The sequence below is a fragment of the Micromonospora sp. RHAY321 genome, from assembly GCF_023896955.1.
GTDB lineage: Bacteria > Actinomycetota > Actinomycetes > Mycobacteriales > Micromonosporaceae > Micromonospora.
Genome location: NZ_JAMHIW010000002.1, coordinates 749,739 through 762,295, shown reverse-complemented (window position 1 = coordinate 762,295; position 12,557 = coordinate 749,739). Strand labels below are relative to the sequence as shown.

Here is a 12,557-nt window from a genome sequence, read left to right as displayed (position 1 = left end):
CCTACGCCCGGAACAGGTGCCGGCGGATCGCCGCCACGTTCCCGAAGATCCGAACCCCGAGCACGACCACCACACCGGTGGACAACTGCCCGCCCACACCCAACTGGTCACCCAGATACACGATCAGACCAGCCACCAGCACGTTCGAGATGAACGACACCACGAACTGCTTGTCGTCGAAGATCCGGTCCAGCCGGGCACGCACCCCACCGAACACCGCGTCCAGCGCGGCCACCACCGCGATCGGCAGATACGGCTGCAATGCCGCCGGCACTGTGGGATCGAGCCACACACCGAGCACCACACCGGCGAGCAACGCCAGCACCGCGATCATCGGCCACCTCCGGAGGGACTGGCGGTCGCCGGAGAACCGGACGACCCGGGACTGCCGGACCGGACACCCGACGCGGAAGGGCTCGGACTGACCGACGGCTTGGCGTAGCGTAGCTGCGGCTCCGGAGCCGCCGGCAGGGTGAGGTCATCGGACTCCCGCACAGCGAACGACAGGCCCGTCTTCTGCGCGACCTCCCGCATCAGCGCCGCGCTCCGGCTGTCCTCGAACTTGCGCCGCATCGAACCCGGACCGATCGCCGACACCTCGTACGGCCCGGTCACCGGCCGGAAATCCACCAGGATCGCCTCACCCGCCGACCGGATCGTCGACGTCGAGGTCAACCGCTGCCCGTTGATGGCGATCGCCTCCGCCCCGACACTCCACAACGCGTTCGCCACCCCCTGCAGGTCGCTGTAGAGCACCCGCGGCGGCCCCGCGCCCATGCCGGTCACCGCGTCCGCGTTACCCGGCGCGTCCGCCAGCCGCACCACCACACCGTCGCCGCGCACCCGGCCCAGGCCGGTGCTCGCCTCCAGGTCCCGCAGCCGGGCGGCCGCCGACCCGCTCAACGCCGCGTCACGTTGCCGACCGACCTCCTCGCGCAACTGGTCCGCCCGCGTGGACAGCTGGTCGGTCTCGCTCTCCCGCTCCTTGATCTGCGCCACCAACCCCGAACGGGCCTGGCTGCGCCCCGGCTCGTCCTCCAACGTCTGCCGGTACGCGACCGCGAACAGGAAACCCAGCACCACCACCACGACCAGGCTGACCGAGCGCGCCGACCACGCCCGCCACGCCCGCCACCCCCGTGCCGGCTCCGCCGGCGCCTCCCGCCGACGGGCCGCCGCCGCGTCGGCGTACCCCGGGTCCAGCGGGTTACGGAACAGCTCGGTGAGGAAGTCCGGCGCGTACACCCGCTCGGGGCGGCGGTCCCCGGGCTGCGGCGCGCTCACGCCGCCGCTCCCGGGCCGCGCGCCGCGCGCACCAACCGGGCGGCCTGCACCACGTACATCCCGCCGGCCACCCAGTAGAGCACCAGCCCCCACCAGGCCAGGCCCCAGCCGATCGCGGCCGTCGCCGTCGCCGCCCCGGTCCACTCGGTGGCCAGCAACAGCACCGGGAACGCCGCGAGCAGCAGGAACGTGGCGGTCTTGCCCACGTAGTGCACCGGCGGCGGCCCGTACCCGTAGCGTCGCAGCACCGCCAGCGAACCGAGCAGCAACAGCTCCCGGGCCAGCAGCGCCGCGGTGAACTGCCACGGCACCACCTCCCGGGCGGTGAAGGCGAGCAGCGTGGCGAGGATGTAGAGCCGGTCGGCCAGCGGGTCGAGCAGCTCCCCGAGCCGGCTCACCTGGCGCAGGCGGCGGGCGATCCAGCCGTCGACCCAGTCCGTGGTGCCACCGATGGCCAGCACCACGACCGCCGCCACGTCGGCGCGGGCCACCAGGAACAGGTAGAGGAAGAGCGGCACACCCAGCAGCCGCCCGAAGCTGATCAGGTTGGGCACGTTGAGCACCTGGTCGCCGGGAGCCTGCTCGCCGGTGTCCCGCGGGTGCTCTTCCCGAGCCGGCCGACGCGACACCGAACCTCCTCCGCGGCACGCTCCGACGCCCGGCCGACGTCGGGCGCGGCGGAGGTCGTACGCGCTGTCGGGCCGGCCAGCGCCGGCTCCCCTGCGGCCCCGGGACGGGGCCTCTTCCCTGATGCGGCCCGCGATCTCGATGATCACGGGCCGGGTAAGTGCGGTGCCACTATATCGGGCTCTCCCCCGTGGCTCGGGTGCCGCCGCGTGCTCTTCGGTGCGGCTGTGCCGCACTGTGGCGTGGATCACCACGCGTAGAGCGTCCTAGGATACTAGTGGAAGAGGGTTCACGCCGTACGCGCTGCGGGGTCGGTCTTCTGCTCCGGGACCACCTGGGTCGCGGCCCGGCCGAACGCGAGCAACGCCACCAGCAGATCGTGCTGGACCCGCTGCGGCATCCGGTCCAACACCACCTGCACCGCGCGCTGCCGCCGCTCGGCCAGCTCCCGCAACAGGGTCTCCGCGGCGGGCGTCGGCACCAACCGCACCTCGCGCCGGTCCCTCGGGTCGGCCACCCGGCGCAGCAGACCGGTCGCCTCCAACCGGTCACACAGTCGACTGGCCGAGGAGGGCACCACGTCGAGCAGCTCGGCCAGCCGGTTGACGTTGGTCTCCGCCCGGCTGCTGATCAACGCCAGCACCCGCAGCTGGGTCGGCGGCACCTGGTGCCGCGACGCGGCCGAATCGAGCACGGCGATCAGCGCCTCGGCGGCCGCGTCGATCGCCGCTGCGAGATCCGCAGGTCGCTCCACCCGATGTCCCCTGCCGTTGTCGCGCTCGTGCCCGCCCACAGGAACGGCGGCGACTCTCACCCGCCGTCCCGATCACGCGGACCGTGCCAGTCAAGGCACACCACGACCGCGTCGTCGCGCAGATCGGAGTCCTCGTGGTAGGCGTGCAGTTCGCGCATCACCGTACCAACCGCCTCGGTCGCCGGCTGCAACCGCGTCGCGCGCAGGGAACGGGTCATCACCCGCTGCCCGTACGGCTCCAGGCCCGCCGGCTCGGCCGCCCACACCCCGTCGCTGACCACGAAGAGCCGGTCACCCGGCGCGAGCTCGAACTCCTGCACCTCGTACCGGGTCTCGGCGAACATGCCCAGCGGCAACTGCTGGTCCAGCTTCACCGGCTCGACCACCGCGCCGCGCAGCCGCAGCATGTGCGGCGAACCGGCGTCGACGGCGCGCACCAGCCCGGTGCGGATGTCCACCTCCAGCAGCAGGGTGGCCACGTGCCGGCCACCGCGATGCTGGTAGAAGACCGTGTCCGAGGCCAGCTCCGCCTGCTCCACCAGACCACCGCCGGAGCGCCGCGCGTTGCGCATCGCGTTCACGGTCAAGGCGGTCAGCAGCGACGCGGACAGGCCGCTGCCCTCGCCGTTGAGCACCGTCAGCGTGAGCCGGTCGCCGTCCAGCGACCAGTCGAAGTGGTCCCCACCCACGGTGTACGCCGGTTCGAGTTGACCGGCCAGGTGGAACGCGTGGTGCGCCACGCTGCGCCCGGGCAGCAGGTCCCACTGCATCTCGGCGGCCATGCTGAGCCGCTCCCGACGGCGGGCCCTGCGGTACCGGTCGGTCTCCCGGTCGGCGGCCCGCATCGCCACCGCCAGGGCGCCGGCGATGTCCGTGGCGACGCCCGTGACGGCCGGACCCGGCACCGTCGGCAACTCGATCATGAGCACGCCGAGCCGCTCCCCCCACACCGTCAGCGGCAGGTACAGCCGGCACGGGCCGTCCTCGGCGGAGTCGCGCACCGGCTGCTGGCTGCTGAAGCAGCGCTGCGCCATGGTGTGACAGGCCAGGAAACCCGCCGCCGGCAGGTCCGGGTCCAGCACCGGCCACAGCCCGCTGATCCGGTAGTCGGCGACGAACACGTCGGTGCGTACCGCGCCCATCGCCGAGCGGATCGCCCGGTCAGCGGCCTCGGCCAACTGGTCGGGCGGGGCCTCGCGCAGCGCACGCGACACCACGTCCGGCGCGTCCACCATGGTCGTCCTCTCCAGAAACTTGCTACAGGGCAAGCATCATACGGACGCCCCCGGACAGCCCCGTCGGCGCGGTCGAGGCAGGTCAGTCGGCGCCGCGGGTCGCCAGCACGCCGTGGAACGCGTCGGGCACCTCGGCCGGCGGACCGTCGGGCCGCCACCGGGCGACCGGCACGATCCCGTCCTCCGTCGGCGCCCACCGGCCCAGAAGCGGCGCGAACGACGACGGCGGCCGCATCCGGAACGCCGGCCCCATCATCGCCAGGGCCTCCGGATGAGCCGCCAGCTCCTCGGTGTCGAAGTCCACCGCCAGCAGGCTGCCCGGCGCCGCCGCGGCGTACAGCTCGTCGAGGGTGCGGGTCAGCGTGTCGTCGTCGAGGAACGCGGCGAGCCCTAAAAACACGACACCGACCGGCCGCCGGCCCCAACCCGGGACGAAACGGTGCAGCTGCGCCGGGTCGACGGTGCCGATGTCGGTGGCGTCGCCGTAGCCGTAGCCGGCCCGGTCGCTGCCCGCGAGAATGCGCTGCCCCAGCCGGATGGTGACCGGGTCGACGTCGGTGTAGAGGACCGTGGCCTCGGAGGCGACCTCGTGCACGTTGCCCATCGTCGGCACCCCCGCGCCGAAGACCAGGAACCCGTCCACGCCCTGCGCGGCGATGGCCCGCACCGTCCGGCCGAGGAAGGCCCGCAGTTCCCGGAACACCGGAGCACACGGCCCGTACGCCTGCTCGAAGGCGGTCGCGGCACCCACGTCGACCGGGAAGTGGTGCTCCCCGCCGAGCCAGTAGTCGATCATGCGAGCGGTGCTCGGCTGCTCCGGTTCCCCCATCGACGACGCTCCCTCCCCGGCTGATCGTCGTCAGCGTACCGACCCGGACGTCCTGGGCGGTATCGCTCCGCCGAGCCGTTCCCGCCCGCGATACTGAGCGCGGCGGGAGGTGGCCGGTGAACTCGGCGAACAGCGCGGCGGTGGTGGTCGGCGTGGACGGCTCGGAGCCGTCCCTGCGCGCGGTGCGCCTCGCCGCCGCGGAGGCCACCCGCCGACGCCGGCCGCTGCGCGTGGTGCACGGGTTCATCTGGCCGCTGCTGCACGTGCCCGTCTCCCCCGCCCCGGACGCGCCACCGGGTGGCGGGCTGCGCCACCAGGCCGAGGAACTGGTCGCCGCCGCGGTGCGAGAGGCCGAGGCGACCGCACCCGGGCTGGCGGTCTCCGGCGAGATCATCGACGGTGAGGCCGCCGCGGTGCTGGTGGGCGAATCCCCCGCCGCCGCGCTCATCGTGCTCGGCGACCGAGGGCTGGGCGGCTTCGCCTCCCTGGTGGTCGGCTCGGTGGCGGTGCAGGTCGCCGCGTACGCCGACTGCCCGGTGCTGGTGGCCCGCGGCGCCGAACGCCCCGACGAGCCGGTGCTGGTCGGAATGGACGGCTCGGCGGCGTCGACGCTCGCCGCCGAGTTCGCCGCCGAGACCGCCGTGGCGCGTGGCGTCCCGCTGGTGGCGGTGCACGCCTACCGGCACCCGGCCAGCACCGGGCCCGGCGACATGCAACCCCTGGTGTACGACGAGGCGCGGCTGCACGACACGGAGGACGAGGTGCTCGCCGGTTCGCTGACCGGACTGACCGAGCGTCACCCGGAGCTGCGGCTGATCCGGCGGGCGGTGCACGGCCGGGCTGGCGCCGTGCTCGCCGAGGCGTCCGGCTCCGCCCAACTGGTGGTCGTGGGTGGGCAGGGGCGCGGCGAGGTGAGCGGGTTGCTGCTGGGGTCGGTGAGCCAGTCGGTGCTGCACCACGCGCAATGCCCCGTCGTCGTCGTGCGCGCCTCGCGCTGAGACCGGGAATGGGCCGCCGCCGGACGGGTAGACGGGCGCGTACGCCAACGGCGACGAAGGAGGCAGCAGATGCCAGGACCACGGCCGGGCAGCAACGCGTACGACAAGCAGCGGGCGCGGATACGTAACGCCATCGACGATTCCGGACGGCGGGTGCCCGACGGCAAGGCCAACCAGGTCGCGAACAGGATCCTGCAGGAGGACCGCGGCCAGCGGGGCGTGGTGCGCGGCGAGCGCACGTACGGCCCCAAGGGAGAGCGTGAACCGGGCGACCCGAAATGAGGAGGGTCGACCTGGCCGACGGCGCCATCGCGGGCGCCGTCGGCAGCACCGCGCTGAACGTGGTCAGCTACCTGGACATGGCCCTGCGGGCGCGGCCGGCGAGCAGCACCCCGGAGGCCACAGTGGACCGGTTGGCCGGGATCGCGCACGTGGACCTGGGGTCCGGGGACCGGGCGGCCAACCGCCGCTCGGGCCTCGGCCCGCTGATCGGCTACGGGCTGGGCATCGCCGCGGGCGTCGCGTTCGCGCTCTACGCCGGTGGCCGGCGGCAACCGCTGCCGATGGCCACCGGCGTGCTCGGCGCCGGTGTGATGACCATGACCGACGGGTCCATCACCGCGCTGGGCATCAGCGATCCGCGCACGTGGCGCCGTTCCGACTGGATCTCCGACATCATCCCGCACCTGGCGTACGGACTGACGGCCGCCGCCACCTGGAACAGGTTGCGGCGGCCGTCAGGTCGAGGCCGTTAGGCCCGGGTGTCGCTGTCGTCCTCGGCGATCGGCTCACCGGCCGGGCCGTACGGCGACACCTGGCCCTTCGGCACCGGCCGACCCTCGTCCCCGCGGGACGAGCCGCGGTTGAGCGGGTGCCCCGTCGGCTTCGGCCCCTTGCTGTCCTGACTGGTGGCGCCCTTGGCGTTACGCCGGAACTCCTCCTGCTGCGGGTTGACCACGGGTGTCTCCCTCCGGGTACGGCAGGCGGCCATCGACCGCCTCCACCACAGGCATACCCGCCCGACCGGGCGGCATTCCGGACCCGCCGCCGACGGAAGGGCTAGCCGCCGGCCGGGCGGGTACCCACCGGACGTGGGCGACGACCGAACCGTGGCGCGGGTCCTGCTGGACCGACACCACGACACGTACGCGGAGCAGGCCGGCATCCGGCTGTCGGACCGACCCGGGCCGCTGTACCAGCTGCTGGTTCTGGCCACCCTGCTGAGCACCCGGATCCGGGCGTGCGTGGCCGTGGACGCCGCCCGCGAGCTGTTCGCCGCCGGCTACCGCACACCGCAGGCGATGGAGGCGGCCAGCTGGCAGCAGCGGGTGGACGCGCTGGGCCGGGGCCACTACCGCCGCTACGACGAGCGGACGGCCACCATGCTCGGCACCGGCGCCCGGCTGTGCCTGGACCGCTGGCACGGGGACCTGCGCAGGCTGCACCGGGAGGCCGAGGGTGATCCGGCGGGGCTGCGCCGGCGTCTCACCGAGTTTCCCGGCATCGGGCCCACCGGCGCGGACATCTACCTGCGCGAGGCGCAGACGGTCTGGTCCGACCTGCGCCCGTACGCCGACCGTCGGGCGCTCGCCGGGGCGAAGCGGCTGGGCCTGCCGGGCTCACCGGACAGGCTGGCCGGGCTGGTCGACGAGCCGGACTTCGGCCGGCTCGCCTCCGCGCTGGTCAGGGTGGCGCTCGGCGAGGAGTCCGCCGGCGAGGTCACCCGCGCCGCGCGCTGAGGCGCTCACTTCACGGTCTTGTCGCCCGGCCGGGTCAGGTGCCACACCAGCAGCGCGGCGAGCAGCGCCAGGACCACCACTCCGCCGGAGATGCCGCCACCCTCGTCGGGGCTGCGGCCGGCGCTGCCGAAGTAGATCACCGCGAGGCCGGCCAGCACGGTGACGAACGTACGCAAACCTCGGTCCTTCACGTCTCGCACCGTATGCGGCGCCCATCCGTTGCGGTGCGAATTCGGCGTAATTGTCCCCCGTTCGGGTGGCGGGGACGGCGAACTCGGATCAGCGGTCGGTGACGAACCCGCTCAACCGCACCAGGCGGACCGCCCGGTCGGCGACCTCCACCACCTCCAGCGTCAGGCCCGGCACCCGCGCCGTCTCCCCCGGCCTGTCCGGCAGGTGACCCAGCCGCGCCAGCACCAGCCCGGCCACGGTGGTGTACTCCCTTGACAGCGGGAAACTCAGCCGCACCCCCAGGTCGGGCAGGTCGTGCAGCGGGAAGTCCCCGGGCACGAGCAGTGAACCGTCCCGCTCCCGGGTCACCCCGCGCACGTCGCGGTCGGTCTCGTCGTACAACTCGCCGACCACCTCGGCCAGCAGGTCCTCCAGCGTGACCATGCCGTCGATGCCGCCGTGTTCGTCGACCACCAGGGCCAACTGCTGGTGCTCCTGACGCAGCTGACGCAACGCGTCGGAGACCGGCAGGGTGACCGGCAGCAGCAGCGGCGGCCGCACCCGCTCCCCCACCGTCCCGGCACCGGCCCGCACCAGGTCGCGGATGTGCACCACGCCGATCACCTCGTCCAGCCCACCCGGGCCGGTGACCGGCGCCCGGGAGCGGCCGGCAGTCGCGAGGGCGCGTACCCCCTCGTCGGCTGGGAGGCTGGCCGGAAGGGTGGTCACCTCCCGCCGCGCCACGAGGATCTCCCGCAGCGTCCGCCCGGCGATGTCGAACGCGCCGGTCAGGATCTCCCGCTGCTGGGACGACAGGCCGCGCTGGCTGACCAGCATCTCCCGCAGTTCCTCCTCGGTCATCTCCTCCCGACTGGCGCGCGGGTCGCCGCCGGCCAGCCGGACCACCGCGTCGGTGGTGCGGCTCAACAGCCAGACCGCCGGGCGGGACAGTCGTGCGAGCAGGTCCAGCGGGCCGGCGCTGAGCAGCGCCCAGCGCTCCGCGCGCTGCATGGCCAGCCGCTTCGGGGCCAGCTCGCCGAGCACGAGCGTGACGAAGGTCAGCACCACCGTCACCAGCACCACCGCGGTGGGGCGGGCCGCCGCGCCGAGGAAGCTCAGCGGCGCGACCAGCGGCTCGGCCAGCGACACCGCGGCCGCCGCCGAGGCGAGGAACCCGGCCAGGGTGATGCCGAGCTGGATGGTGGCCAGGTAGCGGTTCGGGTCATGGGTGAGCTGGACCAGGCGGTTGCCGGCGCTGGTCCGTCGACCCAGCCGCCGCAGCTGCCCCTCGCGCAGCGTCACCAGCGCCATCTCACTGCCGGACAGCGCGGCGTTGACCAGCACCAGCACGGCCACCAGCGCCAACTGCCCGAGCTGAACGCCCATCGCGTACCCCCGTCCGCCGCCGCCTCAGGTCACTCAACCGCAGCGGGGGCGGCTCTGGGTCCGGTTTCCGCCCGCCCGGGCCGTCCTCAGTCGGTCTCCAGGTCGTCCAGCGAGATGGCGTGGGTCATCAGCCACCGTGCCAGCGCCGACATGCCGAACAGCCACAGCGGGGCGGACTCGGTGGGACCGTTGGTCGCGTAGATGGCGAAGCGCAGGTCCGGGGCGCGGTACGCCTCGATCCGCCACCGGTGCTGCCGGTCCCGCCAGACCGCCGAAGGGTCCATGGCGTCACCGTAGGTGACCACCGCAGGTGCGGTGGCCGGTTGGCCGGGTCAGCCCGGCACGGCGTGCTCAGCCGACGACGATCCGGGCGTCGTCCGGCAGTCGACGGGTCGCGCCCCGGCGGTCCAGCAGTTCCAGCAGCGGCACCGCCACCCGGCGGGTGGTGTCCAGCGCCTGACGGGCCGCGGAGAGGGTGAACGGTTGGGGCAGCCCGGCCAGCACCCGCACCGCGTCGTCGAGCGCGTCGGGCAGCAGCACCACGGTGTCGGCCAGCCGCAGCAACGCCCCGGCGCGCACGGCGGCCCCGATCTCCCGGGGGCCCAGGCCGAGGTCGACGAGGCGGTCCGCTTCGGGGGCGCGGAACGGACGGTCGCCGTACTCGTCGCGGACCCGCTGCACGGCCCGGGCCACCGGCTCGGGCAGGGCGTTGGCACTCGCCGTGCCGACCCGGCCGGCGTGGATCCGCAGCGGCGGCCGGACCAGCGCCTCGACCAGCACCCGGTCGGGCAGCGCGAGACGCTGGCGCAACGCGTCCACCGGCATGCCGGGCTCCAGCGGGTGCTCCCGGGAGTGGCGCGCGACCTCCTCGATCAACTGTTCGCCGAGTCGCCGCCAGTGCCCGGGGTCGGCCAGCCAGTCACCGGCCACCGGGGCCGCCTGCACCGGCACACCCATCCGGAGCAGCGCGCCGGCCCGGATCAGCCGGCGGCGGCGCAGCTCCCCGGCCACGTCGGGCCGACCGTCCAGGCCGGCCAGGACCTGCGCGCGGGAGGCCGCCGCGCCCCGACGGGTCAGCGGCGGCGGCGCCACGTCCAGCACCCGCACCCCACCGGCCACGTGGTGCCGGCCCGGGTCGCGCAGCAGCGCCCGGTCGCCGACCAGCAGCGGCAGCGGACGGGCCAACCGGAGCCGGACGGTGTCCGGGCCGAGCGGGCGGACCCGCGCCGGCACCGCCGCCGACCCGATGTGCAGGGTGAGGGTGGCCGGCAGGTCAGCCGCCGGGTCGCCGGTGAGCCGGACGTCGACGAGGTCACTGTGGTGGAACCGGCCCGGGGTGAGCAGCGCGTCGCCGCGGCCGAGCCGGTCGCGGGGTGTGCCGCGCAGGTTGACCGCCACCCGGGCCACCGCCGCCGCCTCCGGCCGGGCCTGACCGAGGGAGTGCAGGCCGCGGACCCGGACCGGTTCGTCGGCTCCGGCCAGCTCCAACTCGTCGCCGACCCGCAGACGGCCGGCGCCGAGCGTGCCGGTGACCACCGTGCCGCTGCCCCGCACGGTGAAGCTGCGGTCCACCCAGAGCCGGACCGGATCGTCCAGGGTGGGGGCGGGCAGTCGGGCGGCGAGCCGGTCCAGGGCGGCCCGCAGCTCCGGCAGGCCGGCGCCGGTCAGTCCGCTGACCGCCACCGTCTCCACCGCGCCGAGGCTGGTCGCCGCGATCTCCGCCCGCGCCCGGGCCGTGGCCGGCCCGGGATCGGCCAGGTCCGCGCGCGTCACCGCGAGCAGGCCGTACGCGACGCCGAGCGCGTCCAGCGCGGCCAGGTGCTCGGCGGACTGCGGCATCCACCCCTCGTCGGCGGCGACCACGATCAGCGCCGCCGGCACCGGTCCGACCCCGGCCAGCATGTTCGGTACGAAACGCTCGTGCCCGGGTACGTCGACGAAGGCGACCGTGCCGCCCGACGGCAGCGTCGCCCAGGCGAAGCCCAGGTCGATCGTCATCCCCCGGCGGCGTTCCTCGGCCCACCGGTCGGGCTCCATCCCCGTCAACGCCCGGACCAGGGTCGACTTACCGTGGTCGACGTGCCCGGCGGTCGCTACGACGAACACGGTCAGTCGTCCCCGGGTACGCGCAGCACGGCCGCCCGGACCGCGTCGTCGGCGTCGGCGGGCACGCAGCGCAGGTCGAGCAGCAGCCGGCCCCGCACGACCCGACCGAGCACCGGCTGGTCACCGGTGCGCAGGGGCTGGGCGTACCGCTCGGGCAGGCTCAGCGCCCAGGAATCCAGTTCCACGCCGGGGGCGCCCCCGCCACCGACGACGGCGATCGCCGGCACCACCTCCGCCTTGCGACCGTCCGCGCCGAGCAGGTCGCGCAGCCGCTCCACCCGCTGCCGCAGGACGCCCGGGTCGGCGTGCAGAGCCGTCCGGGTCGGTGTGTCCGGGCGGTGCAGGGTGGCGGCCAGCGCGGCCAGGGTGAGTTTGTCCACCCGCAGCGCCCGGGCCAGCGGATGGCGGCGCAGCCGCTCGACCAACTCGGCGTCGCCGAGCAGCAGCCCGGCCTGCGGGCCGCCGAGCAGTTTGTCGCCGCTGGCGGTAACCAGCGCGGCGCCGGCACGCAGGGTGCTGGCCGCGTCCGGTTCGTCGGGCAGCAGCGGATCCCCGGTGAGCAGCCCCGAGCCGATGTCGGCGACCACCGGCACGCCGAGGGTCGCCAGCTGCCGCACCGGAGTGGCCGAGGTGAAGCCGGTGACCTGGAAGTTCGACGGGTGGACCTTGAGCACGAAACCGGTGTGCGGGCCGACCGCGGCGGCGTAGTCGGCGAGCCTGGTGCGGTTGGTGGTGCCCACCTCCCGCAGCCGGGCGCCGGTGCTCTCCAGCAGGTCGGGCAGGCGGAAGCCGTCGCCGATCTCGACCAGCTCGCCCCGGCTGACCACGATCTCCCGACCGGCGGCCAGGGCGGTGGCGGCCAGCACCAGCGCGGCGGCGCCGTTGTTGACCACGTGCACGGCGCCCGCGTCGGGCACGGCGGCGGCCAGCGCGTCGAGCGCGTCGCGGCCCCGTCGGGCACGCCGCCCGGTGGTCAGGTCCAGCTCCACATCGGTGTGCCCGGCGGCGGCCACGACGGCGGCGACCGCGGTGGGTGACAGCGGCGCCCGGCCCAGGTTGGTGTGCAGCACGACACCGGTGGCGTTGAGCACCGCGCGCGGGCCGGGCGCGGGCAGCGCGGCGACGGCGGCGTCACGGACCTCGTCGGGGCTGATCTCGCCGCGCCGGGCCCGCTCCTGGGCGCCGGCGACGACCGCCTTGACGCGGTCGCGGCCGAGTGTCGCGATGGCCGCGGCGAGCCGCGGGTCGGCGAGGAGGGTGTCGGTGCGGGGCACCCGGCGTCGCGGGTCCACCGGCCCCTCGCCCATCACGTCATCTCCTGCCGCGCGTTGGCGGAGACGGACGGGAATCGAACCCGCCTGGCCCGGGTCCCGGACCACTCCGGTTTTGAAGACCGGGAGGGGCACCAGCCGCCTGAACGCCTCCACC

The 12,557-nt window shown here is 74.7% G+C and carries 16 protein-coding genes and 1 tRNA gene; 4 read left to right on the top strand and 13 right to left on the bottom strand.

Annotated elements, in window-relative coordinates; translation table 11 throughout:
- Nucleotide 1 precedes the first annotated feature (1 nt).
- The 6 genes from M8C17_RS07865 to M8C17_RS07840 all read right to left on the bottom strand — a co-directional run bounded on the left by M8C17_RS07865 (nt 2) and on the right by M8C17_RS07840 (nt 4,729).
- Nucleotides 2-334: a small basic family protein gene (locus tag M8C17_RS07865; RefSeq protein ID WP_030327710.1), complete on the bottom strand. Its 333-nt coding sequence runs from the start codon at nt 332-334 to the stop codon at nt 2-4.
- Entirely contained in the window at nt 331-1,284 is a 954-nt protein-coding gene (locus M8C17_RS07860; RefSeq protein ID WP_252415718.1) for a DUF881 domain-containing protein, read from the bottom strand. The genes M8C17_RS07865 and M8C17_RS07860 overlap by 4 nt, the downstream gene beginning before the upstream one ends.
- Entirely contained in the window at nt 1,281-1,913 is a 633-nt protein-coding gene (locus M8C17_RS07855; RefSeq protein ID WP_252415717.1) for a CDP-alcohol phosphatidyltransferase family protein, read from the bottom strand. The genes M8C17_RS07860 and M8C17_RS07855 overlap by 4 nt, the downstream gene beginning before the upstream one ends.
- A 287-nt stretch (nt 1,914-2,200) precedes the next feature.
- Nucleotides 2,201-2,665: a MarR family transcriptional regulator gene (locus M8C17_RS07850; RefSeq protein WP_252415716.1), complete on the bottom strand. Its 465-nt coding sequence runs from the start codon at nt 2,663-2,665 to the stop codon at nt 2,201-2,203.
- A 56-nt stretch (nt 2,666-2,721) separates the two neighbouring features.
- On the bottom strand, nt 2,722-3,900 hold the full coding sequence (locus M8C17_RS07845) for a PP2C family protein-serine/threonine phosphatase (protein ID WP_252415715.1): 1,179 nt from the start codon (nt 3,898-3,900) through the stop codon (nt 2,722-2,724).
- An 82-nt stretch (nt 3,901-3,982) separates the two neighbouring features.
- Nucleotides 3,983-4,729, bottom strand: a complete 747-nt coding sequence (locus M8C17_RS07840; RefSeq protein WP_252415714.1) for an SAM-dependent methyltransferase — start codon at nt 4,727-4,729, stop codon at nt 3,983-3,985.
- 116 nt (nt 4,730-4,845) lie between these two features.
- Between M8C17_RS07840 and M8C17_RS07835 the strand changes: the two genes are divergently transcribed.
- The 3 genes from M8C17_RS07835 to M8C17_RS07825 all read left to right on the top strand — a co-directional run bounded on the left by M8C17_RS07835 (nt 4,846) and on the right by M8C17_RS07825 (nt 6,482).
- Nucleotides 4,846-5,727, top strand: coding sequence for a universal stress protein (locus M8C17_RS07835; RefSeq protein WP_252415713.1), 882 nt, complete (start codon nt 4,846-4,848; stop codon nt 5,725-5,727).
- Between the two features lie 69 nt (nt 5,728-5,796).
- Complete coding sequence (locus M8C17_RS07830; protein WP_252415712.1) at nt 5,797-6,009, top strand: phosphatidylethanolamine-binding protein; 213 nt, start codon at nt 5,797-5,799, stop codon at nt 6,007-6,009.
- A complete protein-coding gene (locus tag M8C17_RS07825) occupies nt 6,006-6,482 on the top strand; it encodes a hypothetical protein (RefSeq protein ID WP_252415711.1) in 477 nt (158 codons plus the stop codon). The genes M8C17_RS07830 and M8C17_RS07825 overlap by 4 nt, the downstream gene beginning before the upstream one ends.
- Here M8C17_RS07825 and M8C17_RS07820 read toward each other — a convergent pair.
- Nucleotides 6,479-6,685 carry a hypothetical protein gene (locus M8C17_RS07820; RefSeq protein WP_252415710.1) on the bottom strand — a complete coding sequence of 69 codons (207 nt, stop codon included), beginning with the start codon at nt 6,683-6,685 and terminating at the stop codon, nt 6,479-6,481. The two genes, M8C17_RS07825 and M8C17_RS07820, sit on opposite strands and share 4 nt — an antisense overlap.
- 133 nt (nt 6,686-6,818) lie before the next feature.
- Between M8C17_RS07820 and M8C17_RS07815 the strand changes: the two genes are divergently transcribed.
- On the top strand, nt 6,819-7,466 hold the full coding sequence (locus M8C17_RS07815; protein WP_252415709.1) for a hypothetical protein: 648 nt from the start codon (nt 6,819-6,821) through the stop codon (nt 7,464-7,466).
- Nucleotides 7,467-7,471: 5 nt separating this feature from the next.
- Here the strand turns inward: M8C17_RS07815 and M8C17_RS07810 are convergent, their stop codons facing one another.
- The 6 genes from M8C17_RS07810 to M8C17_RS07785 all read right to left on the bottom strand — a co-directional run bounded on the left by M8C17_RS07810 (nt 7,472) and on the right by M8C17_RS07785 (nt 12,554).
- A complete protein-coding gene (locus tag M8C17_RS07810; RefSeq protein ID WP_252415767.1) occupies nt 7,472-7,657 on the bottom strand; it encodes a hypothetical protein in 186 nt (61 codons plus the stop codon).
- Nucleotides 7,658-7,745: 88 nt separating this feature from the next.
- On the bottom strand, nt 7,746-9,023 hold the full coding sequence (locus M8C17_RS07805; RefSeq protein WP_252415708.1) for a hemolysin family protein: 1,278 nt from the start codon (nt 9,021-9,023) through the stop codon (nt 7,746-7,748).
- A gap of 86 nt (nt 9,024-9,109) precedes the next feature.
- Nucleotides 9,110-9,307, bottom strand: a complete 198-nt coding sequence (locus M8C17_RS07800; protein ID WP_089022155.1) for a hypothetical protein — start codon at nt 9,305-9,307, stop codon at nt 9,110-9,112.
- A gap of 67 nt (nt 9,308-9,374) precedes the next feature.
- Complete coding sequence (selB, locus tag M8C17_RS07795; RefSeq protein ID WP_252415707.1) at nt 9,375-11,129, bottom strand: selenocysteine-specific translation elongation factor; 1,755 nt, start codon at nt 11,127-11,129, stop codon at nt 9,375-9,377.
- Between the two features lie 2 nt (nt 11,130-11,131).
- A complete protein-coding gene (selA, locus tag M8C17_RS07790) occupies nt 11,132-12,436 on the bottom strand; it encodes an L-seryl-tRNA(Sec) selenium transferase (protein ID WP_252415706.1) in 1,305 nt (434 codons plus the stop codon).
- Between the two features lie 22 nt (nt 12,437-12,458).
- Nucleotides 12,459-12,554: transfer RNA gene (locus tag M8C17_RS07785), tRNA-Sec, on the bottom strand.
- Between the last annotated feature and the right edge of the window lie 3 nt (nt 12,555-12,557).